Source organism: Gordonia sp. (in: high G+C Gram-positive bacteria), from assembly GCF_049647785.1.
In the GTDB taxonomy this organism is placed as follows: Bacteria; Actinomycetota; Actinomycetes; order Mycobacteriales; family Mycobacteriaceae; genus Gordonia.
The window spans coordinates 1-22,085 of the sequence record NZ_JBARYI010000022.1; the positions used below are offsets into that span (position 1 = coordinate 1).

Sequence of the window (22,085 nt, forward strand, 5' to 3'; positions counted from 1 at the left end):
GACGTGGAGCGGGAATCAACGCATCATGCGAGAAGGGGGGAAGGCGTTACCTAGAGGGCAGGCTTGATCGCATCCCAGGCTCGGGGAAGGTCAATCTTCCAGTAGTCCCAGCTGTGGGTCCCGATGAAGCGGAAGCCCGACGTGTAGGGAATGTCGTTAGCCGTCAGGAGAGTGACGAACTCCAGGGAGCACCGGTTGGCACCCACTTCCAACGCCGAACCGGCAGCCATCTGCGCGTCAGCGGGACCGTCCTTGGGGTCACGCTTCGCCGCCAAGTCCATCGGGCCAATCGCACCGGTGCCCGACGAAATGAACAGCGCCTTGCCACGCAAAGCCTCGATGTTGGTTGCCGGATCGTGCGCTCGCCAATTCTTGGAGCCGGGCGCACCCCACATGTTGTCGGTGTTTGCGCCCGACTTCGCGACGGTCGCTCGCACATAGGCCTCGTTGGCCTGGCCCGAAACCTGCGGGCACCCACTCATCGAGGCCACCCCGCGGTAAAGCTTCGGGTGACGGGTAGAGAGCGCGAAAGCCGACTGGCCGCCCATCGACAGGCCCATCACGGCATTGTGTCCGGAACCGTGGAACTTTTTGTCGATGACCCCGGGAAGTTCTTCGGTCAAGAAGGTCTCCCACTGGGGCTTGCCGAGCTTGGAGTCTTTGCGGATCCAATTGGTATAGAAACTGCCCGCACCACCGGCAGGGAGTACGACGTTGACATTCCGCCCGGCAAAGAACTGCTCCGCACCACCCTTGGTGATCCAGTCGCTGACTTCGTCACCGGCATCGGCACCGTCGAGCATGTAGACGGTGGGACGAGGGGCTGTGCCACCCGGCGATAGAACCGTGACCGGGATGGAATCGCGCATGGCAGCGGACTTCACCTTGAGGTCGACGCGATAGATACTGCGGACCTTTTCGGCCACAATGTGCGCGCCCTGCGGTGCTGCTTGAGCCGGAGCGGCGGTCAGCGTCGCCCCGAGGAGACTGGCCCCCACCAGCACACAGAACTTTGGCCCCCAAGAACGTGACAGTCGTTTGGCCCACATGCCCGCCAAAGATACCGGCAAAACCTTGCCGGAAGCTAAACGCCGCCCAATCAGTGACCGTCGGCATGAACGCATGGCGTCGAGGAGGCCTCCCCACCGGCGATAGGATCACGCCATGACCGACGCCGCCAACAGCCCTCAGCCATCCAGCGCAAATTACGCATTTGCCGCTGACGTTCCGGTGCGTTGGTCGGACATGGATGCCTTCGGGCATATCAATCACGCACGCATGGTGACGCTAATGGAAGAGGCCCGCATTCAGTGGCTACTGAGCGCCGGAGACGAGTACTCGCCACTCATTAAAAGCGCCATGATCGTCCATGTCGACATCCGCTACCAGGCACAACTCCGCCACGAGGACTCCCCGCTGCGCGTAGTGATGTGGATCAAGAAGTTCCGCTCGGTCGACTTCACCATCGGTTACGAGATCTCCTCAGCGCTGGCCGAGCCGGATCAAAAACCGGCCTGCGTGGCGAGCACCCAAATGGCCGTCGTCGATATTGAAGAACATCGCCTCCGACGACTCACCGAGCTGGAAAAGAGCTATCTGAAAGCGTGGAGCCGCAGCTAGCTTCGCGTCATTTGTTCGGTTCGTACCTGGGCGGCAATTGTGCCGGGGCAATTGACCCCAGTTGCGCAATATTGCCTTGCAGCACGTCGCGGTAGATGCGGAGCTGCTCCTCACCACTCGACACCTGCTCCGCAAGCCTGCGCGAATGGTCAGCCGACAACTCGCGATCGCCGGACCGCGACAGTAGGTGATCAATGCGAGCATCGATAGTGGTGGCGCGATCGAATTCGTTCAGCAGGCGAAGTTCGACGGCCGCAGATTCGACCGTCTCGCACATTGAGATGAGGGCCTGAACCCGGTCGATCAGTTCCGTCCACACCGGCCGCAGCGCGGCTTCACGCTCGGCGAGGTGCGCCGCGAAACCTTGATCGAAGCCGCCATTGGCGCGCGCACGGTCGAGGTCGACGCGCAGGGCACGCAGGGCGACGATGTCAGACGAGATTTCCGCGAGTTCGGCATTCAAATTGACCTGGACGCGCTGCATTTCGAAGTGATCCGACAGCCATGCCGGATTGGTGCGAATCCGGTCGAAGTAGTGTCCGGCGACGAACAGGAGGGTCTCGTAACCGTCAGCGAAGGTGGACCCGCGATTGGAATCCTGCGTGGTGGGCACGGTGCCGAATACTTCGTCGGCCCACTGTTCCATTTGCCGACGACCCGCCCGGCCTGCCACCTTGTCAACGACTCCGGCGACCTTGTCGAGGGCATCGGTCCCGGCCCAGCGAGCACCCGAGCTGGAGATATTTGCCACCGGCGTGCAGAGTAGCGCCGCGAACAACTGCTCGCGCTCTTCAAGCTCCAGGTAAATATTCTCGCGGCGTTCTCGACGAATGGCCCGCATTCCCGACGGGAACACGCCCTTCGCGGTCACGACCGCACGGTGCGCTTCGTCGCGGCGCTTTACCAAGCCGGCCATGCGCGACCGGATGATCGGCACCACAAAGCCGGGCAGCCGAGTAGATGTGAGCTTGCGTTCGGCATGCAGGATGCCCCGCTGAACGCGCCGCAACTCACTAAAGCTGGTCGGCGGCACCGGGATCGGCAGGCCCAGGGACATACGCCGAACCACCGTGGCACGGGCGGTCGGTGCCAGATAGCCGGCGGCAATGAGGATGCAGGCGGCATCGGACAATTCGGAAGGCTGTCCGGGCACCCGCGCGTCCGTCGTCCACTGCCGAAGGTCGGCGGGCGAGACGACTCGCTGCGGTGAGTTCATGATGCCGATGGTACTCGTGACCTCCGACAACATCCCTGTGCGAATGGCGACTTCAGGGTTGTCCCCGACCCGGCTTCACACCGACATCAGGAACAATCCCAATACTTGCGTCATCGCCAGAGCGGCCGGGTGATTCGATGCAGTATCCACGCGACCGGAATGCTGATCGCCGTGGTGACAGCAAACGCAGCGATTGTTGACCCGGTGAACACCGAATAGCCGAGCAGATCCATCACCAGTTCCAGCACCATCACGTGCACCAGAAAGAACTCGTACGAGATCTCGCCAAACCACACCATCGGGCGACTGCCGCAGAACGCCGACCATCCGCCCATCCCCCCGCCAAGCTTTTCCGCCCCAAACTCCCCCGCCCCAAGCTCTCCCGCCCCAAGCTTTCCCGCCCCGACGGCCAACGGACCGATCAATCCCAAAGCCACCACCAGGTACAAGGTGTGTTTGATGATGGCGGCACCCGCATCCGACGGAACGATTGTCGGTTCCCCAGCCCAAGCCGCACCGCTGGCGAGGAAGGCGACGACAGCGACCGACACGCTCGGCCACGCTGGCCAACTCGTCAGCAGCCGGACCAGGACCGCCAGGATCATGCCGCCGACAAACCAGCCAGCAAAGGCCGGTGGCCACAATCGGGCGGTCAGGTCGATGCCTTCGGACCCATGCACGACCACCGTCCACAGCGGCGAAACCAGCAGTAGCGCGCCCAGTCCGACGAGCAGGAGGTCGGGTCGCCAGCGGTCACGGCACACCACGTGGACCAGCAGCCAGGCGACGAGGGGAAGCGCAACGTAGTAGGCCACCTCGGCCGCCATGCTCCACATTTGGGTCAGCCCGGTGTGCAAGTGACCGAGGCCGTAGACCTGCGTGAACGTCAAATTTCGCAGCAGCCCGGACCAGCCTTGACCGAAATCCGACGGGTCGTCACGGAACAGGAAGATGACGTAGACGGCCCCAACCGTGAGCCAGTAGGCGGGCAGGATGCGTCGCGCACGATGCCAGGCGTACCGGCCGAGCGCCGGATAGGTGCTAGCGCCCGACTTAGCCCGCTGTAACGACTTCACCCACGGCGCAAACAGGAGGTATCCGGAGAGGACAAAGAAGATCGCGACACCAACCTCGAAGCGCGACAGGAGTCGGCCAAGATAGTCATCGGTGTAGTGGCCCGTCCAGAACGCCGCGTGCGTCAGGCAGACGGCGATCGCGGCGATGGTACGGATGCCGGTGAGTGCGGGGACCCGCCGACGTGTCGGTGCCAATTCCTGCGCAGGGGTGTTCAGATCCATCCCCGATCGTGGGCGATGCGCGCGGCCTCGGCGCGCGTGGCGGCGCCGGTCTTACCGATGGCCGACGACAGGTGATTGCGTACCGTACCCGCCGACAGGTACACCTGCGCGGCGATGGTCGCGACGGTCGCACCGGACAGGGCAGCGGCCAAGACTTCCGATTCCCGCGGAGTGAGCGGACTGTCGCCGCTGGTCAGCGACTCGGTCGCGAGGGTTGGGTCGATGACGCGCAGGCCAGCGTGGACCCGGCGGACGGCGTCGGCGAGTTCGGCGGCCGGGGTGTCTTTCACAACAAACCCGGACGCACCGGCGTCTACGGCTCGGCGCAGGTAGCCCGGTCGGCCAAAGGTGGTGACGATCAACGACCGCACGCCCGGCAGTTCGCGGGCAATTTGGGCGGCCGCCTCGATGCCGTCGGCCCCCGGCATTTCGATGTCGAGCAGACACACCTGCGCGCCACTGGAGCGCGCCGCGTCGACCACCGCGTCGCCCCGACCAACCTGCGCGACAACCTGCAGATCGGGCTCCAAGTCGAGGAGCGCGGCGAGGGCACCGCGAACCAATGCTTGATCGTCGGCGAGCAACAATTTGATGGTCTCCACCTGACTCCTTCCCGTGCGCTGTGAACTTACCGGTCGTCGAAGCGTGCGGCGACGGTCGTGCCGGTGGCGTCCGACGACACCGTCAATCGTCCGCCCTCCGCCTCGACTCGTTCCGCCAACCCCCGCAAGCCGTTGCCGTAGGTGAGAACCGGCGACCCACGACCGTCGTCGCTGATTGTGATGGCGTCGGTGGAGATCGTGACTTCGCAGCGGGTGGCCCCGGAGTGGCGGACGACGTTGGTGGTCGCCTCCCGTAGGACCCAAGCAAACAGTGTCGCGTGCGGGCCCTCATAGATCGTGGACGCGTACCCGTCGGCGTGGGGAAGGTCTGCGGTGATGCCTGCGGCGGCGAGGGCGCTTTCCGCCGCGGCGATGGTGTTGGTCAGATCCGGGGTTCGCAGGTTGCCGACCGTGGAGCGGACTTCCGCGAGCGCCTCCCTCGCCAGGGCAGTGACCTCATCAATCTCGGTTTTTGCCCGCCCGGGATCGAGATCTACCAATCGTCCGGCCAACTCCGACTTCACGGTGATAACGGTGAGTGAATGCCCGAGGATGTCGTGGACGTCGCGGGCCACGCGTTCCCGCTCAGCTACGACCGCCAGTTGCGCATTGAGGGCCCGCTGACGTTCGACCACTGTTTCCCGGTCGCGTTGTGCATCGCGCATCACACGCGAGAACAGCATGGTGATGCCAACGATGATCATGACGATGAGGAAACCGCTGTCGAGTTCCCACCCGAAGAACTCTGGGACGGCTACCGCCGCGGCGATGATCGTGACGATCCCGATCAGCGCATAGCGTCCTTTCCACGGAGCGGCGAAGGCGATCGCGGCCATCACGAACGGTGCCATGGCAAACGCCGAGGTCTTCAGGAGCGGCATCGACGCCACCATGAGGGCGACCAAGATGGCCACCGCAGCGGTGCGCGTGGCGGGCGACAGTTTCTCTTCGGCCTCGCCGACGAACATCGAATACACGCACAGCAGGAGGTAGATGACGGCAAATGCCGAAATCATCGCCATGCCGAAGACCTTCTCCACGATGGCCCCGTCGGAGGTGACGATCCCAATCGCCGGGTAGACCATGAAGAACAACCAGACCGCACCAAAAACCCAGCGCCCGCTCCGCCACGGTGATGTGGGAGCGAGTGCTGGGCCGATCGATTTCGGGTGAATCAGGTTCTCCTGGATGGCGATCATTGACGCTGCGTGCTGCGGTTGTAAAAATAGCTTGCCGCAACCGCGAACGCTGCGGCCCAAAAGACGACGTTCGCAATGATGATGGCCAACGGGATCGACGTGCCGTACACGGTGACGCCGTGATCGAGCGGATAGCGGGCCAGCGAGACGACGCCGAACATCGGGGTAAATTCAGCGATTCGCAGCATCACGCCGTTGAGCGGAACAAAGACGTTGCCCGCAAAGGCCAACAGCGCGAGAACGCCACCGAGTGCTTGCATGGCGCCTTCAGACTTCAGGACGCTGCCCAACGCAAGGCCCAGTGCAGCAAAGAGAGCCGACCCCAACCACGCCAGCAGCATGCACACCACGAAAGTCCCGACGCCGGCGCGAGCCCCCGAGGCCACGCCCACCACTGCCAGCACCATCACCGGCAATGCACTCATCGCCAGCGCCAGCGCCACCTTGGTCGACACGTAACCGGCCGGGCGCAACGGGGTCATCATCAGCGTTCGGGTCCAACCCGACTGCTGCTCGATCGACACCGATGCAGCATTCGACGCCGCAGCCAGGACAGCCCCGTACAGCGCCATACCGACCAGCACATAGAAGGCCACGTTGCCCGAGCCGATGCTGTCCTTGCTCGATTGTGTCGCGCCGAATACCAGGTACAGCAGGGCGGGCATGCCCACGGTCAGGATCATGGCGCGACGATTGCGAAGGACGCGCCGGACATCGTTCCGGAGGTAGACCGTCGAGATGGCGGATCCAGAGAGGGTCAAGTTCGTGCTCATGGCAATGCCTTTCAGAAGTTCTGGGGTTCAGTGAGAGTTCTGGGGTTCAGTGAGTAAGCGCGACGAAGGCGTCTTCGAGGTTGGCGCCGGCGATCTCGACGTCGCGGGCCCGCGTGCTGGTCAGCAGGTGTCGCGCCAGGACATCGGAGTTCTCAATCGAGAAGTACACGCGGCCGCCGTGATGGTCGACGACGCGCAAGTCGCTGAACACACGTTCCAAGCTGGCGATGACGTCGTCGTCCACCACGGCTGAAACGATGCGGCGGCTCGCCCGGGCACGGATCTCGGCGGTCGTGCCGTCGGCGACGATCTTGCCGTGCGCGATCATCACAATCCGGTCGGCGAAGGCGTCCGCTTCCTCGAGATAGTGGGTGGCAAAGACGACGGTCCTGCCGCCGAGCGCATCGGCTCTCATCGCCGCCCAGAACGCGCGCCGCGCTTCCACATCCATTCCTGCGGTTGGCTCGTCGAGCACGATCAGATCCGGGTCGGGAAGCAGTGCGAGGGCGAATTTGATGCGCTGCTGTTCACCGCCCGAGCATCGGGACACTTTGCGGTCGCCGAGGTCGGTGATGTCGGCGCGGGCCATCACTTCCTCGATGGCCGACGTCCGCCCGTGCAGCGCGGCGATGGTCGACACGGTTTCGTTGACGGTGAAATCGTCGAGCAGGCCGCCGGTCTGCAGGACGGCCGCGATCCGACCACCGCGTGCTGCCTCGCGCGGATCCTGTTCGAACACGGTGACCGTGCCCGAGTCGGGCTCGGTGAGCCCAAGCACCATGTCGATGGTGGTGGTTTTCCCGGCCCCGTTGGGGCCCAGGAAGGCCACGACCTCGCCGGGCTGAATTTGCAGGTCGATCCCGTCGACCGCTTGGACGTGGGATCCTTTCGGCCCGCGGAAACCTTTGGTGATGCCGGTCAACGAGACGGCCGCGGTCGCAGTCGAGGTTGCCGGTGTGGAACTGACTGGGGTGAAGTGTTGCGATGTCATGCATTTAGCGTGCCGTCGTGCCGATACCCGCACCCAGAGCGAATGTCACCTATTCCCCATGACGTTTGTCAGGGGAAATAGGCACCTGGGCGCTTTGCGTAGGCTGCGCGTTTTACGGACCGGCGCGTTGATTCACTTCAAAAATTGCGACGGCACTCAAAATCACCCGATCGTTGCCCAGATCACAGTACGCAGGCACAATCGGGGTATATGAATGACTGCTGGAAGAGGGCGCGATGAGGAAAGGCACGTCAGTGTCGACTCATGTCCGTCATGCCTACGAACAGTTTCTGGCAGGCTCTGCGCCTGCCGATGACGCTGTCCGCTCGATGGTCCGCGAGTCGTGGGAACGCTCGCGCAGCCGAGGACTCAATCCCGGCGCCGTCGACCCTGACAGCGACGCCGACACCCCCATGTCGGATACCGACTTTCAGGAATACCGTGCCGTGCATCGTCTTGCTACGGTCCGCAGCCTGGTGCATTCCCTCATGCTCGACGACATCTCCGACTCCGGCGTCGTCGTGGCAATGGCCGATAAGCACGGGCGCCTACTGTGGGTGGAAGGCGATCGTGCAGCCCGCGACGCCGCGGCTCGCATCAACTTCGTCGAGGGGTCCGTCTGGAGCGAAGAGACCGTTGGCACCAACGCGCCCGGCCTGGCGCTGACCGTTAACCGCGGCGTCCAAATCATTGGGCCGGAACATTTTTCGGGGCCGGTCCAGAAATGGAATTGCGCCGCCGCACCCGTGCACGATCCGACGACCGGAGAACTTCTGGGCGTGATCGATGTGACCGGCGGACCGGCGGTGGCAGCACCTTTCGCACTGTCGGCGATCCGTTCGGTAGTGGCGGCGGTAGAGCGCGAATTGCAATCGCAGGCCGTGGACCTTGCTGCGCCCGAAACATTTTCGCCGGCCGCGACGCGCCGTCGTCTGACTGTTCTCGCCGATGGGGCCGCGCAATGGCACGACGGTGTGTCCGCCCCGCGACCACTGTCGCCACGGCACGCGGAGATCATCGTGCTGCTACAGAGTTACCGCGAAGGATTGGGCACCGAACAACTTGCAACCCTGCTCTCCGATGAAGGCCTCGGGTCGGTAACCGTGCGCGCCGAGATCTCACGACTGCGACGCGACCTCGGAGACGTCGTAACTTCGCGGCCATATCGACTGATTGTGGAACTCGAATCCGACGTGGCCGACCTGCGGGCCATGATCGCCAAGGGCGAACTTACGTCCGCGATTTCCATGCTCGGGCGTGGCGGGCTCCTCGCCGGGTCCCTCGCTCCCGGCATCACCGAGCTGTTCGACGAGATCCGCGAAGACCTGCGTTCCCGCATCTTCGGCACCGGCGATCTCACCGCGCTCCGGCATTGGGTTGATTCCCCACACGGCCGCGACGACATCACCGCCTGGCATCACCTCGCCAAGCAGTTGCCCATCGGCCATCCGGACCGCGCGGTCGCCGAAGGTCGCGTCCGCTTGCTCGACCGCCGCTTCGGCGCCTGACCGCCAGGGTCAGCCTCTCAGCGCGATACCGCGTGCGTGGCGGTCTATCACCAGGGAAATCTGGCTTTCGCTAATTGGTAACCCGGCTGGTCCGACTGTCGCCGCAACGTTGCAACGTGACTGCAACCACTCCCCTCCTACTCTGTGATTCACCTCACCGAACGAAGTGAATCCATTCCAAGGAGTGCAGAACCATGACCGTCTTCGCAAAGCCCGGTACCGACGGCTCGATCATGAGCTACCAGTCCCGCTACGACAACTGGATCGGCGGCCAATGGGTCGCGCCGGTGAAGGGCCAGTACTTCGAAAACCCCTCACCCATCGACGGCAAGACCTTCTGTGAAGTCGCCCGCTCGACTGCAGAAGACATCGACTTGGCCCTTGACGCTGCGCACGCTGCTGCTCCGGCCTGGGGCAAGACCTCGGTCGCTGAGCGCGCCGCCGTCCTGAACAAGATCGCCGACCGCATGGAGGCGAACCTCGAGAAGATCGCCGTGGCCGAGTGCTGGGAGAACGGCAAGGCTGTTCGCGAAACCCTCGCCGCCGACATTCCGCTCGCGATCGACCACTTCCGCTACTTCGCCGGCGCCATCCGCGCTCAGGAAGGCGGCATCTCCGAAATCGACCAGGACACGGTGGCCTACCACTTCCACGAGCCCCTCGGCGTCGTCGGCCAGATTATCCCCTGGAACTTCCCGATCTTGATGGCCACCTGGAAGCTGGCACCGGCCCTCGCCGCGGGCAACGCGATCGTCATGAAGCCTGCCGAGCAGACCCCGGCGTCGATCCTCTACCTCATGAGCCTTATCGGCGACCTCCTCCCCGACGGCGTCCTCAACGTCGTCAACGGCTTCGGTGTGGAAGCGGGCAAGCCGCTCGCTTCGAGCAACCGCATCCGCAAGATCGCGTTCACCGGTGAAACCACCACCGGCCGCCTGATCATGCAGTACGCGTCCGAGAACCTGATTCCGGTCACTCTCGAACTCGGCGGCAAGAGCCCCAACGTGTTCTTCGAAGACGTCATGTCCAGCGACGATGGCTTCCTCGACCGCGCACTCGAAGGTTTCTCGATGTTCGCGCTCAACCAGGGCGAGGTCTGCACCTGCCCGAGCCGCGCACTCGTCCAGGACAGCATCTACGACGACTTCTTGGAGCGCGCGGTGGCCCGCGTCAAGGCGATCAAGCAGGGCAACCCGCTCGACACCGAAACCATGATGGGCGCCCAGGCTTCGAGCGACCAGTGGGAGAAGATCAAGTCGTACCTGGAGATCGGCAAGCAAGAAGGTGCCAAGGTCCTCACCGGTGGCGAGCCCGCTGACCTCGGCGGCGACCTCGCAGGCGGCTTCTACATCCAGCCGACCGTCTTCGGCGGCAAGAACGACATGCGCATCTTCCAGGAAGAGATCTTCGGACCCGTCCTGGCTGTCACGTCGTTCACCGACTACGACGACGCGCTGCACATCGCCAACGACACCCTCTACGGTTTGGGCGCTGGCGTCTGGAGCCGTAACGGTGCCGTCGCCTACCGCGCTGGCCGGGACATTCAGGCTGGCCGCGTGTGGACCAACACCTACCACGACTACCCGGCCCACGCCGCGTTCGGTGGCTACAAGCAGTCGGGCGTCGGTCGCGAGAACCACCTGATGATGCTCAGCCACTACCAGCAGACCAAGAACCTGCTCGTGGGCTACGCCCAGAGCGCCAAGGGCTTCTTCTAAGCCGGTGTGAACAAATGACTGAACCTGCAACCGTCGAACGCGTGGTTGCCAACGACTCCGCCGTGGAGCTCTTGACTAAGCTTTCGGAGCTCCACGGCGGTCTCATGATCCATCAGTCCGGCGGATGCTGCGATGGCTCCGCCCCGATGTGTTACCCCTCCGGCGAGTACCGGGTTGGACAGCGCGATGTCTTGCTCGGAGAGGTCGAACTGCCCGTTCCGCTCCCGCCGGTGCGGGTGTGGATCAACGGTGATCAATTTCAGCTGTGGAAGCACACCCAGCTGATCCTGGATGTAGTCCCCGGCCGGGGTGCCGGTTTTTCACTCGAAGCCCCCGAGGGAGTTCGCTTCCTCACGCGGTCGCGGGTCTTCACGGACGAAGAGATTACGGAGCTCGAGTCGAACCCCCCGAGGACTGGAGCCGACTTCGACGTCTAGACGCGCACATAGAAGAACGACGCTGCCCGCTGGGCAGCGTCGTTCTTCTATGTGGGGCGCTCTACTTGGGGAGGGAGCGGGCTTCTGCGGCGTCCTAGCGGACCAGGAGGATGCCACCGAGGGCGATGCCTGCGACGAGGACCGTGGTGGCCGCCGCCTGGACGAAGGGTCGCCATCCGACGTTGCGCATCACTGCCAGCTTGACGCCGAGGCCCAGTGCCGACATGGCGACGGTCAGGAAGATGACCTGCAGTTGGTGGCCGATCGAGATCACCAACTCGGGCAGAGCACCGGTGGAGCGCAGCAGCGCGAAAGCGATGAAGCCGACGACGAACAGCGGGAAGATCGGGGGACGCTTGCCCGAGCTACCGGTGAGACGACGCTGACGAATACTCAGGAAGGTGACGACCGGGGCCAGCATCATGACGCGGGCCAGCTTCACGACGACGGCGACCGTAAGCGCACCGCCACCAATCATGCCGCCCGCCGCAACCACCTGGGCGACTTCGTGGATTGACCCACCGGCCCACAGCCCGGCCATTTCCTGAGAGAGTCCCATCGCGCTCGCCAGCAACGGAATCAGCGGAATCATCAGGGTGCCGAAGATGACGACCGTGCCGATTGCGGTGGCCGTATCTTCATCTTCTGCCTCAATGACGCCGTCGACGGCAGCGACTGCGGCAGCACCGCAGATCGACATGCCGCAGGCGATCAGGAGTCGACGGGCCAGCGGGATCCCGAGAGCCTGGCCGATGAAGAGACCGCCAATGATGCCGCCGACGACGATGGCCACCACCACCAGGATCATGCCGAACCCGAGGCCCAGCACGTCACCGAGGACAAGTTGCAAACCGAGGAGCGCAACACCGAGGCGGAGGAGGGTCTTAGCCGCGAAGGTGAGGCCGGGACCGACGGACGACGGCAGGCGCACCGTGTTGGCAACGATCGCACCAATCACGATGGCCAGCAGGAGCGGGCTCACTGCGGGCAGTAGGAAGTTGATACCGGTGGCGGCGAGCGCAACGCTGCCGCACACCAGCAACCCGGGCACGAGGGCCTTGATCTTGGAGGTGCCGTTGGGCCGCGGAGCTGCAGGGGTCTGCTCTTCTGGGGTGGCGGGGGGGTTCAGCTGCTGCGTCATGTATCAACCATCGCCGCTGGCCTGCGGTACCGGAACCCAGACTCTTGGCATACTCCCATATCAAATGTGCATACGGTGGTACGGTCCAGCAGTGGACTTACGATCGCTCGACCTAGGAGCGCTGGAGTTGCTCGTCGGGGTCGACGACCACGGCAGCCTTAGTGCCGCCGCCCGGGCGCTCAACGTGGCGCAGCCAAACGCGTCGCGCGCCGTGAGCCGCCTCGAACGGCAGCTCGGCGTCCGCCTGCTCAACAGGCTCGTCACCGGTTCACGTCTCACCACCGACGGGACGGTCGTCGCACATTGGGCACGACGGACCGTCGAAGATGCGCGCGCCCTGCTCGACGTTGCGGCAGGCCTGCACGGCGAAACCGCCGCCGAAATCACCGTCGACGCGTCGATGACGGTAGCCGAGCATTTGATGCCGCAGTGGTTGGGAACGTTTCGCGTGGAACATCCGGAAACAACCGTTCACCTGCGTGTTCGCAACTCCACCGAGGTCTTCGAATCGGTCTCAGCCGGAGCCTGCGATGTGGGATTTGTCGAAGCACCGTCGATCCCCCGTGGACTGCACAGCGCCCTGGTCGGTCTCGATCGGCTCGTCCTGGTGGTGGCCCCCGACCACAAGTGGGCTCGTCGACCGGGCCCCATCTCGATTCGGGAACTCGCGGCCACTCCCCTCCTCGTTCGCGAATCCGGGTCCGGCACCCGCACCACCCTGGAGCTGGCGCTGACCAACTACCCCAGCGTTGATCCGATCCTGGAGCTCGGCAGCAGCGCATCGATCAGAACCGCGGTTGCCGGTGGGGTCGGGCCAGCCGTCCTCAGCACCCTCGCCGTTGAAGATTCGACCCGTAGCGGCGACCTGCGCGTCATCGAAGTGGACGGCCTGGACCTGTCACGACAGTTGCGCGCCGTGTGGCGTCCGCCGCGAACTCTGCAGGGGCCCGCAGCCGAATTGGTGACGATCGCTTTGCGGTCGGCACAGTTGCCGTGAACCCGGGCCAGCCGGAACAGCCCGGCTACGACGCACTCGCCGGACTGTATGCGCAGACGTTTCCCGACCCATTTCAGACGGCGCTAGAACGACGAGCCGTCGACGCCTTCGCCGACATGGTTATCGAGGCGGCGGATTCCGCTGCGGCGGTCGAAGGCACGGCCGCGGTAGTCGACGTCGGCTGCGGGACAGGCGAGACCGCTGCGTATCTCGCCTGCCGGGGTTTGGTTGTCCGTGGCGTGGAGCCGAGCGCCGGCATGCTCGCCATCGCCCGAGCCAACCACCCCCACCTGAACCTGACACCTGGAGACGCACAACTGGAAGACGTCGACCTGTCGTCGGTCCGCGGCATCATTGCCCGGCACAGCCTGATTCGCGTGCCGCCACCAGAAGTCCGGACTGTGCTCGCCGATTGGCACGCGCGCCTACCCGCTGGGGCCGTGGTACTGCTTTCCGCGCAGTCGTCGGACGAGGCAGGCGTCCACGAGTTCGATCACCTCGTCGCGCAGGCTTGGCGGTGGCATCCAGATGCCCTGGCGGAGTCCGTGTCCGGTGCGGGCTTCGACAAGGTGTGGCGCACCGTGAGCCGGATCGACGCAGACCATCGCTTCCCCGAAGTGCACCTGGCGGCGCGCGTTAGTAGCCCGCACCCGGCGTAACGACGGCAAGCAGATCTTGGCCCGCCTCGAAGCGCCGAATGTTCTCCGCGAGGAACGGCGCCATCTCGGCGGTGAGGCCCGACGTCGGGTTCGCCACGTGCGGCGTGATGATGACATTCGGCAACGACCACAGCGGGTCGTCGGCGGCGGGCGGTTCGGGGTCGGTGACGTCGAGTGCCGCACCAGCGATGACTCCGCTCGTCAATGCTCGATGCAGTGCAGCTTGATCGATCAGCGGCCCACGCGCCACATTCACCACCCACGAGTGCGGCCGCAACTTGGCGAGTGTGCGGTCATTGATCAGGTGATGCGTTTCCGGCGTATCCGGTGCGGCGAGAACCACGTGGTCGACGCGCTCCCACACGTCGTCGAGGAGGCTGGCCGGCAGTGTTTCATCGGCGCCCGGCAGTTCTCGGCCGCTGCGATTCACCGCGATTACGGTGGCACCACACGCCTTGAGGAGCGGCGTCAGTTGCCGACCGATGCCACCGGCGCCGACGATCGCCACCCTCGCGCCACGCAATGTGCGCACTGCGGGATCGATCCGGTCTTTAACCCAATGATCCAGAACGGCCGTGTTGATTTGCCGCAATCCCGCCAGCAGGAGCGCGATGGCATGCTCGGCAACACCCGCCGCATAGAAGCCCGACGCATTGGTCCAGATTCGACGATCGTCGAGAAGCCCCGCAGCCACATACGATTCGATTCCCGCATAGCTCAACGCGACCCACTTAATGGCGTCGGGGAGCTCCGGAAAACCATCCGGTCCAGCGATCCAGACCAACGCTTCGGCGTCGTCGAGTGCAACCACCTCACTACCTGTTCCCACCACCGCATCCACTAGTGGCTGGTCCCGCACGGGCTCGATCGCAATCTTCACTGGCGCCTCCTCGTTCCGCTCCCCACGGTAGTCGTGGGCTGGCTTTCGGCTCCGGCACTTAAGGTCTGTCGTCCGTTCAGGGGCACCGGGACCGCAATGAAAGACTGGCCCTGCCGCTGCCGCCCGCGTGAAAGAGCGATCTCATGGATGTCACCGAAATTGCTGAATACCAGGTGCTTGGCCCCCTTGGGGAGGGCGGCATGGGACAGGTTTTCCTCGTCGAACATCCGCGCCTCCCACGCCGGGATGCACTGAAGCTTCTCGACGCCGGGGTCTCAAGGAACGAAGACTTCAAGAACCGTTTCCACCGCGAGGCAGATGTCCTCGCCCAGCTTTCACATCCAAACATCGTCACCCTGCACGACCGTGGCGAGTACGACGGTCGCCTGTGGATCACCATGGAATACGTCAACGGCACCGATGGCGGCAGGCTGCTCGAATCGGCGGGCCCGCTCCCCGTTGACCTCGCGGTCCAACTGGTCGCTGGCGCTGGCTCCGCACTCGACTACGCGTGGCGCAAACAACAGATCACCCACCGCGATGTGAAGCCCGCGAATATCCTGGTCGCCCTTGACGATGCCGACGATGAGATGACCGTCGAGTCGGTGAAACTCGCGGACTTCGGGATCGCGAAGGCCGCCGGGGAGGCCACCTCACTGACATCGACCGGCATCACCGTCGGAACGATGGCGTACATCAGTCCGGAGGCCATTGAAGGGCACGTTCTCGACAACCGTTCGGACATCTACTCGCTGGGTTGCACGGCATTCCACCTGATCACCGGGCAGGCACCGTTTGCCGGTCGGACGATGGCGTCACTCATGTCCGCCCACCTCAATCACCCGGCACCGGCGGTCACCGAGATCAACCCGGAGCTTCCGTCCGCGCTGAACCCGGTATTCGCCAAGGTCCTCGCCAAAAACCCCGACGACAGATTCCAGACGTGCGCCGAGTTTGTCGCCGCACTCGACGACGCAACTCGGGGCATTGCGCCAACGCTGGCCAGCCCGGCGTTCGCACCGACCATGACTGCGCCGACGATGGCTCGAAATACTGCGGCAACGACGGAACGCCCCAATACCCGGCGGTGGCTTCTCGCTGGAGTCGTTGTCGCCGCCATTGCCGCACTCGGTGCCATCGGCGCCGCTGGCTACGTGTACACCCAGTCCGACAATTCGACGCCCGCAGCGCTGGCACCGTCAACCAGTTCCCCGGCGACCACGACTGCACCCCCAACCATTACGACCACCACGACGACCGTCGTCGAAGCGCCCGTGCAGACACCCGAGGAGCCGGTAGTCGTAGAGACACCCGTCGCACCGGAACCGGTGGAGGGACAACCGTGTGGGGTGGAGCAGTTTGGCGAGCAGTCGTCTGACGGGACGCTCTACTGCAGCGCCATGAATGGCGCTTGGTCGGATCGGACGCATCAGGACCGGCCCGCGGTCAGCCGCGGCCAGAGTTGCAGCGAGCCCGGCGCCCGTGCGCGCATCGCCCAAACTGATGCGGTTGCTACTTGCAGCACCGGCCCCGACGGGGCCCTCAGCTGGAATCTGCAGTAGCGGGAGCCACTTACCGACGGCGCTTCCGGGCCGCGGATTTGCCGTAGTTTTTGCCGGGAACCTTGCCTGCGGCTTCGCGATTGGCCTTCTTCGCCGCGGCCTTTTCCTTCGCCGAACGCTTGGGGGCGGGGGCCTGACCGCGAGATGAGTTGGCGCTACGGCCGCGGACCAAACCAGCGAACTGTTCGGCCAACTCGGAGGTCGGCGACGACCACACCAGCCCAACCCGACTCGTCGGCGCATCAAGTAGCGGACGGAAATCCAAATCACGGCGATGATGCAGGCGGGCCAACGACTGCGGAACCACCAGCAAACCCGTTCCCGCCGCAACCAGTTCGACAGCATCGGCCGTCGTCTCCGGACGATGATCGACGACAGTCCCCGGCACGTCATCCCAGCCAAGTACGTCGTCGAGCGGCACCAGAATCTGCTCGTCAGCAAGCTGATCCGACGTCAGTTCATCGGCGACCGTCAGATAGTGATCGTTCGGCAAAACCACAACCGTGGTCTCTTCATACAGTTCAATGAGGTGGTGGGGGCCGGGGTCGACGGCGTCGATCGCCTGCGGAATCCGGGTAACGACCGCATCGACGCCCCCGTCGCGGAGCAGGCCAGCGCTCTCGGCGACGCTGCACGGGATCAGTTGCAGCGGCACATCGTGGAAACGCTCCCGCCACTTGCGAACCCACTTGGCGGGAGTCGCGCCGGGCACGTAAGCGAGACGAAAGCGGTGCGAATGCGCACTGTCGGCCGGGTCGGTGATCACCGGCCCAGGCTACCGGCTGGCACGACCAGCAAAAGCCAACAACCGCTCACCTGGCGTCGCGTCTTCCGCGACAGGCAGTTCCGGCCCCACCGCACCGAACGCGCGGAACTCCTCGATCACCGTCGATCCGGTACCGAGCAGAAACTCGACGAGGTCGGCGGGCGGATCCCATGTGTCACCGTTGGCATCGGCGAGATCCTTGCTGTGCAGGACCAGTTCGAGCACGCGGATCTGCATCAGCGCTTCCCCGCTGCGTTCACCGAGCCGGTAGTCGACCGGCGCTGAGAGATCTGCATTTGCCGCAGCCTCCCGCATCAGGTGCTCCTGTGACCAGAAGCTGCCGACCGCGTCGTCCCCGATGTAGTCGAGGCCGCGAGTGGTCGCGGTGTCGTCAGAGGTGCCGCCGCGCAACAGAATGGCTGTTCGGTCAGCACCGCCGGCCACATGATCGACCAGTTCGCGGACCGTCCACTCGCCGCAACCGCTGGCCCGATCGAAATTGTCGCGTTCGACGTGCCCCAGCACGCTCACCCACAGCGATTCGGCGGCCCCGAGTAGTTCGTCGTCGGAGAGTGCCGAGACGACCTCGTCGGCGGATCGCAGTTGGACGCCGATCAGCTCGAAATCGGCCAGTCGTTCAGGCGTCGTTTGCGATGTCGCATCGGTGATCAGCACCGTGCGGTAGTCGAGTTCGGATGCATCGAAAAGGGTCGCGCGCGGACAGTTGGGCAGGTTTGCCCCGGCCACCACCACGGTCGACACGCCCAGGTCGCCGAGCAACGAATCGAGCGGGGTTCGGAAGAACGCCGACCACCGCGGTTTGTACAGCACGTACTCGGCGTCACCGATCTGTTGAAAGGCACCGAAGCGCAGGGACTCCCAATCAAATTCGATGGGGCCCGGAAGTAGCTCGGGAACAATCTCCGCTCCGGGCGTCCCGGGCACCACCATCGCTGCACCGCCTTCAACCGCGGAGCGTCGCAACAGGTCGACGTCGCTCTCGCCCGGCGAGTACGACCGCACGACGTGAATTATCGGGCGACCGAGGCGACGAAACTCGGCCGCCGCGACGGCCATGGCGGGGACGGCGACGTCGGTCCCGGGAATGGCCGCGGGCCCGGAGACAAAGTCGCGCTGCACATCGATAATCACCAGCGCGGCATTGGCCCAATCGGGCGCCAGGTAATTGGCCATGTGAATGATCGTTGCACAGTGCGAGCCCGCCGTCAGCCGCGATTATTCACCGGTGCGCAGCGGAATGTTCTGGAGACGAAGTTGTCCGCGTGCCAACTCTTTGCCGGTGGCGTCGTCGGTGATGGTGACGACCCATAACTGCTGGGTGCGGCCCTGAATGATGGGCTCGGCCACCACGATCGCCCGAGTCCCGGTGGACGACCGCAGAAAGTCCGTGGAGTTGTTGAGGCCCACCGCAAACTGGCCGCGATCGGCGACGGCGGCGCTGCCACCGATGCTGCCGGCACTCTCGACGAGGGTGGCATAGAGGCCTCCGTGGACCACGCCGAACGGCGTGTGATGGCGCTCGTCGAGGTCAACGTATCCGGCGACCCGACTCCCGCTCGCTTCGGTAACGACGAGGCCTGAGGCCTCCATGAAGGCGCTCGTCGGACCTGGCATTTGCACTACTTCGGTCATGATCTCTCCTACGTTTAGTTCCAGCATCGATCTAGCTTCTGATTTAAAAGTTAGATAAGCTAGGTCTGGCTGTCAATAGCAAAGCCAGCTGGACTTTTCTGTCACATTCGACACGAACGCACCGACGTTTCCGTCACCGATCGCGGCGTGTCGTGACGGATCGGCTGAATCGTGACAGAAATGGGGAAGACTTTAGGCATGGACTGGCTCGACTTCGACACCGGCAACTGCTCCGTTCAGCGCACCCTCGACGTCATCGGCGATCGGTGGAGCGCCCTGGTGTTGCGCGAGATCTTCAACGGTGTCCGCCGCTTCGACCAGATCAAAGAACACACCGGCATCTCCGACTCCGTCCTTTCTGACCGACTCAGAAAACTACAGGCGAATGGGGTCGTCGCCGCCCGGGAGTACCAGGATCCAGGTGCCCGAAAACGCAAGGAGTACCGCCTCACCGAGGCCGGCCTCGACCTTCAGCCGGTGATGATCTCAATGCTTCGTTGGGGCGACAAGTACCGAGCCGACCCGACGGGCCCCTCGCTCTTGGCCACGCATCGCGACTGCGGTGCCCCGGTCCACGCCGCAATCATCTGCGACGACGGCCACCCGGTCGCACAACGGGACGTCCGCGCCCAGCCTGGACCGGGCGCGCGCAGGCGCGAACGCGAAACTTAGTCGCCCTCGCCCAGATGCGGTGGCGCCTTCCGATACCGCGGCGGCGTCACGGAGAACGTAATCGGATTCGCCACGGTCCGGACCGGCCCCTCGCGTCGTGGGTCGTTGATCTCGGCTATCGGGGCCAGGCCCAGTCGGTCCGCAAGCGTGAACGCTTCCCGAATGTCGTTGACGGGCCCACACGGCACGCCGACGGCGGACAGTCGACGGAACCAGCCTTCCGCGGTGTCGGCAGCAAGCAGAGGTGCCAACTCCTTGCCGAGCACATCGCGATTAGCGACGCGTTCGGTGTTGGTGGCAAAGCGCGGATCCGACGCCAATTCGACCGCTCCCAGTTCCTGCACCAGCGAGGCGAATTGCCGATCGTTGCCCACCGCGAGAGCCAGCGAGCGATCCGCGGTCGCGACCAACTCGTACGGCGCGATGCTGGGATGCCGATTGCCCATGGCCCGCGGCACCACATCTGCACCGACAAACCCAGAAGCCTGGTTGGCCAGCGCGGACAACAGCGACGACAGCAGGTTCACTTCGACGCGTTGCCCCTGACCGGTGGTGTCGCGGTGCCGCAGCGCAGACAAGATCCCGATGGCCGCATGCAGGCCGGTCACGATGTCGACTAGCGCCACCCCAACCTTGGTCGGCTCATCCGGCGACGGACCCGTAATGCTCATCAGCCCACCGACAGCCTGAACCAGCAGGTCGTAGCCCGGGAGGTCGTTCTGCCCGCCGAAGCCGGTAATCGAGCAGTAGACGACACCAGGGTTGGCCTCGGCTACCTCCGCGTATCCCAGCCCGAGTCGATCCATGGTTCCGGGCAGAAAATTCTCAACCACCACATCAGCCCGAGCCGCAAGAGCACGCGCCTGCGCCAAGTCATCGGGGTTCCGCAGATCGAGGGCCACCGACTCCTTGTTGCGATTGGCCGCCTGGAAGTAGGTCGCCTGCCCATCGGCGAACGGCGGACCCCACGAGCGGGTGTCGTCGCCGGCACCGGGACGTTCAATTTTGACGACCTCGGCCCCCAGGTCGGCCAGGAGCATCGTTGCGTAGGGGCCAGCCAGCACGCGCCCGAAGTCGGCGATTACCAGCCCGTCGAGGGCACCGGCGGAGGCTGATTCTGAGCTGGTCACCGGAACGCCGCTTCGCCAGTCAGCGCCCGACCGATGGTCAGCTGGTGCACCTCGGAGGTGCCCTCATAGGTCAGGACTGATTCCAGGTTGTTGGCATGGCGGATCACCGGGTATTCGAGGGTGATGCCGTTGGCACCCAAAATGGTGCGGCACTCGCGGGCGATCTTGATGGCCTCGCGGCAGTTGTTGAGCTTACCGAGGCTGACCTGCGCGGGCTCCACTTCGCCTGCATCCTTGAGGCGTCCAAGCTGGTATGCCAACAGGTGGCCCTTGCCGACTTCGAGGGCCATATCGGCGAGCTTGGCCTGGGTCAGCTGGTACGCGGCGAGCGGCTTGTCGAAGACCAGACGGGTGGATGCGTAGTCGACGGCCGTTTCGAGGCAGTCACGCGCAGCGCCGATGGCACCGAAGATGATGCCGAACCGTGCCTCATTGAGGCAGCTCAGCGGGCCACGGAGGCCGGCGGCCTTCGGGAGCATCGCCGATTCCGGCAGACGCACGTCTTCCAGGACCAGCTCCGAGGTGACCGAGGCGCGCAGTGACATCTTGGCGCGAATCTCCGGAGCCGAGAACCCAGGAGTGTCCGTCGGAACGACGAACCCGCGGATGCCGCGGGCACCTTCTTCAAGGTCTGTGTTGGCCCAGACGACGGCCACGTCGGCCACCGAACCGTTGGTGATCCACATCTTGGCACCGTTGAGGACCCAGTCGGAGCCGTCGCGGACCGCGCGAGTGCGCATGCCACCCGGGTCCGAACCGAAGTCGGGTTCGGTGAGACCGAAGCAGCCGATGGCGTCGCCTGCCGCCATCCGCGGCAACCACTCCTGCTTCTGCTCTTCGCTGCCCCAGTGGTGGATCGCGAACATCGCCAGCGAGCCCTGAACCGAAACCAGCGATCGGATACCCGAGTCAATGGCCTCCAGTTCCAAGCACGCCAGGCCGTACGAGACGGCGCTCATGCCCGCACATCCGTAACCGTCGAGGTGCATACCGAGCACGCCGAGACCGCCGAGTTCCTTGGCAAGCTCCTTTGCCGGGATGCGAGCTTCCTCGAACCATTCGGCGACGTGGGGGCGGATCTTCTCCGCACCAAACTTGCGGACGGTGTCGCGGATCTGGCGCTCCTCATCGGACAGCAAGGTGTCGAGGGCAAAGAGGTCGGTGACGGTACGGGTGTCAGACATGGCGGGTTTCCTGTCGGAAGGCAATGGGACTCACGATGGTCAATCGGCAGGCGCACGATCGATGAGGTTCAGACATTTG

The 22,085-nt window shown here is 64.4% G+C and carries 22 protein-coding genes and 1 pseudogene; 8 read left to right on the forward strand and 15 right to left on the reverse strand.

Annotation, left to right across the window (positions count from 1 at the left end; translation table 11 throughout):
- Positions 1–50: 50 nt before the first annotated feature.
- Positions 51–1,049, reverse strand: coding sequence for an alpha/beta hydrolase (locus WBA38_RS03060; protein WP_424322030.1), 999 nt, complete (start codon positions 1,047–1,049; stop codon positions 51–53).
- 115 nt (positions 1,050–1,164) lie between these two features.
- Here WBA38_RS03060 and WBA38_RS03065 point away from each other — a divergent pair, with 115 nt between their 5' ends.
- Complete coding sequence (locus tag WBA38_RS03065; RefSeq protein WP_424294506.1) at positions 1,165–1,620, forward strand: acyl-CoA thioesterase; 456 nt, start codon at positions 1,165–1,167, stop codon at positions 1,618–1,620.
- Between the two features lie 7 nt (positions 1,621–1,627).
- Here WBA38_RS03065 and WBA38_RS03070 read toward each other — a convergent pair whose 3' ends face one another.
- The 6 genes from WBA38_RS03070 to WBA38_RS03095 all read right to left on the reverse strand — a co-directional run bounded on the left by WBA38_RS03070 (position 1,628) and on the right by WBA38_RS03095 (position 7,699).
- Positions 1,628–2,836, reverse strand: coding sequence for a hypothetical protein (locus WBA38_RS03070; protein ID WP_424322014.1), 1,209 nt, complete (start codon positions 2,834–2,836; stop codon positions 1,628–1,630).
- A gap of 110 nt (positions 2,837–2,946) precedes the next feature.
- On the reverse strand, positions 2,947–4,134 hold the full coding sequence (locus WBA38_RS03075; RefSeq protein WP_424322015.1) for an acyltransferase family protein: 1,188 nt from the start codon (positions 4,132–4,134) through the stop codon (positions 2,947–2,949).
- The gene (locus WBA38_RS03080; RefSeq protein WP_424322016.1) at positions 4,125–4,736 is read right to left on the reverse strand and encodes a response regulator; all 612 of its coding nucleotides are present in this window, start codon (positions 4,734–4,736) and stop codon (positions 4,125–4,127) included. The genes WBA38_RS03075 and WBA38_RS03080 overlap by 10 nt, the downstream gene beginning before the upstream one ends.
- 26 nt (positions 4,737–4,762) lie before the next feature.
- Positions 4,763–5,935, reverse strand: coding sequence for a sensor histidine kinase (locus WBA38_RS03085; RefSeq protein WP_424322018.1), 1,173 nt, complete (start codon positions 5,933–5,935; stop codon positions 4,763–4,765).
- On the reverse strand, positions 5,932–6,708 hold the full coding sequence (locus WBA38_RS03090; RefSeq protein ID WP_424322019.1) for an ABC transporter permease: 777 nt from the start codon (positions 6,706–6,708) through the stop codon (positions 5,932–5,934). Before WBA38_RS03090 ends, WBA38_RS03085 begins: the two co-directional genes overlap by 4 nt.
- Positions 6,709–6,754: 46 nt before the next feature.
- Positions 6,755–7,699 (reverse strand): ABC transporter ATP-binding protein, encoded by a 945-nt coding sequence (locus WBA38_RS03095; protein ID WP_424322020.1) that lies wholly within the window; start codon positions 7,697–7,699, stop codon positions 6,755–6,757.
- Between the two features lie 236 nt (positions 7,700–7,935).
- On the opposite strand from WBA38_RS03095, the gene WBA38_RS03100 reads away from it, so the two are divergent.
- The 3 genes from WBA38_RS03100 (at position 7,936) to WBA38_RS03110 (ending at position 11,362) form a co-directional block, all read left to right on the forward strand.
- The gene (locus WBA38_RS03100) at positions 7,936–9,207 is read left to right on the forward strand and encodes a transcriptional regulator (protein ID WP_424322021.1); all 1,272 of its coding nucleotides are present in this window, start codon (positions 7,936–7,938) and stop codon (positions 9,205–9,207) included.
- Positions 9,208–9,401: 194 nt separating this feature from the next.
- On the forward strand, positions 9,402–10,925 hold the full coding sequence (gene exaC, locus WBA38_RS03105; RefSeq protein WP_424294375.1) for an acetaldehyde dehydrogenase ExaC: 1,524 nt from the start codon (positions 9,402–9,404) through the stop codon (positions 10,923–10,925).
- Positions 10,926–10,939: 14 nt separating this feature from the next.
- Positions 10,940–11,362 (forward strand): DUF779 domain-containing protein, encoded by a 423-nt coding sequence (locus WBA38_RS03110; RefSeq protein WP_424294374.1) that lies wholly within the window; start codon positions 10,940–10,942, stop codon positions 11,360–11,362.
- Between the two features lie 94 nt (positions 11,363–11,456).
- On the opposite strand, the gene WBA38_RS03115 is transcribed toward WBA38_RS03110, so the two are convergent.
- Positions 11,457–12,503: a YeiH family protein gene (locus WBA38_RS03115; protein WP_424322022.1), complete on the reverse strand. Its 1,047-nt coding sequence runs from the start codon at positions 12,501–12,503 to the stop codon at positions 11,457–11,459.
- Positions 12,504–12,594: 91 nt separating this feature from the next.
- Between WBA38_RS03115 and WBA38_RS03120 the strand changes: the two genes are divergently transcribed.
- Positions 12,595–13,500 (forward strand): LysR family transcriptional regulator, encoded by a 906-nt coding sequence (locus WBA38_RS03120; protein ID WP_424322023.1) that lies wholly within the window; start codon positions 12,595–12,597, stop codon positions 13,498–13,500.
- Positions 13,497–14,159 (forward strand): class I SAM-dependent methyltransferase, encoded by a 663-nt coding sequence (locus WBA38_RS03125; RefSeq protein ID WP_424322024.1) that lies wholly within the window; start codon positions 13,497–13,499, stop codon positions 14,157–14,159. Before WBA38_RS03120 ends, WBA38_RS03125 begins: the two co-directional genes overlap by 4 nt.
- On the opposite strand, the gene WBA38_RS03130 is transcribed toward WBA38_RS03125, so the two are convergent.
- Positions 14,137–15,039, reverse strand: coding sequence for a D-isomer specific 2-hydroxyacid dehydrogenase family protein (locus tag WBA38_RS03130; protein WP_424293287.1), 903 nt, complete (start codon positions 15,037–15,039; stop codon positions 14,137–14,139). The genes WBA38_RS03125 and WBA38_RS03130 overlap by 23 nt on opposite strands.
- Positions 15,040–15,182: 143 nt before the next feature.
- Between WBA38_RS03130 and WBA38_RS03135 the strand changes: the two genes are divergently transcribed.
- Positions 15,183–16,601, forward strand: coding sequence for a serine/threonine-protein kinase (locus WBA38_RS03135; RefSeq protein WP_424293288.1), 1,419 nt, complete (start codon positions 15,183–15,185; stop codon positions 16,599–16,601).
- 10 nt (positions 16,602–16,611) lie between these two features.
- Here the strand turns inward: WBA38_RS03135 and WBA38_RS03140 are convergent, their stop codons facing one another.
- The 4 genes and pseudogenes from WBA38_RS03140 to WBA38_RS03155 form a co-directional block, all read right to left on the reverse strand.
- Positions 16,612–17,367, reverse strand: coding sequence for a LysR substrate-binding domain-containing protein (locus WBA38_RS03140; RefSeq protein ID WP_424293289.1), 756 nt, complete (start codon positions 17,365–17,367; stop codon positions 16,612–16,614).
- A 9-nt stretch (positions 17,368–17,376) separates the two neighbouring features.
- A complete protein-coding gene (locus WBA38_RS03145; RefSeq protein ID WP_424322031.1) occupies positions 17,377–17,904 on the reverse strand; it encodes a TIGR03086 family metal-binding protein in 528 nt (175 codons plus the stop codon).
- Positions 17,905–17,922: 18 nt separating this feature from the next.
- A pseudogene (locus WBA38_RS03150) lies at positions 17,923–18,561 on the reverse strand (cysteine hydrolase family protein); the annotation flags it as partial.
- A gap of 42 nt (positions 18,562–18,603) precedes the next feature.
- A complete protein-coding gene (locus WBA38_RS03155; protein WP_424293290.1) occupies positions 18,604–19,020 on the reverse strand; it encodes a PaaI family thioesterase in 417 nt (138 codons plus the stop codon).
- Positions 19,021–19,218: 198 nt separating this feature from the next.
- Between WBA38_RS03155 and WBA38_RS03160 the strand changes: the two genes are divergently transcribed.
- Positions 19,219–19,692, forward strand: coding sequence for a winged helix-turn-helix transcriptional regulator (locus tag WBA38_RS03160; protein WP_424322032.1), 474 nt, complete (start codon positions 19,219–19,221; stop codon positions 19,690–19,692).
- Here the strand turns inward: WBA38_RS03160 and WBA38_RS03165 are convergent.
- Together WBA38_RS03165 and WBA38_RS03170 are read right to left on the reverse strand one after the other, a co-directional pair.
- Complete coding sequence (locus WBA38_RS03165) at positions 19,689–20,822, reverse strand: CaiB/BaiF CoA transferase family protein (RefSeq protein ID WP_424293291.1); 1,134 nt, start codon at positions 20,820–20,822, stop codon at positions 19,689–19,691. The genes WBA38_RS03160 and WBA38_RS03165 overlap by 4 nt on opposite strands.
- Positions 20,819–22,006, reverse strand: a complete 1,188-nt coding sequence (locus tag WBA38_RS03170; RefSeq protein WP_424293292.1) for an acyl-CoA dehydrogenase family protein — start codon at positions 22,004–22,006, stop codon at positions 20,819–20,821. The genes WBA38_RS03165 and WBA38_RS03170 overlap by 4 nt, the downstream gene beginning before the upstream one ends.
- Positions 22,007–22,085 lie beyond the last annotated feature (79 nt).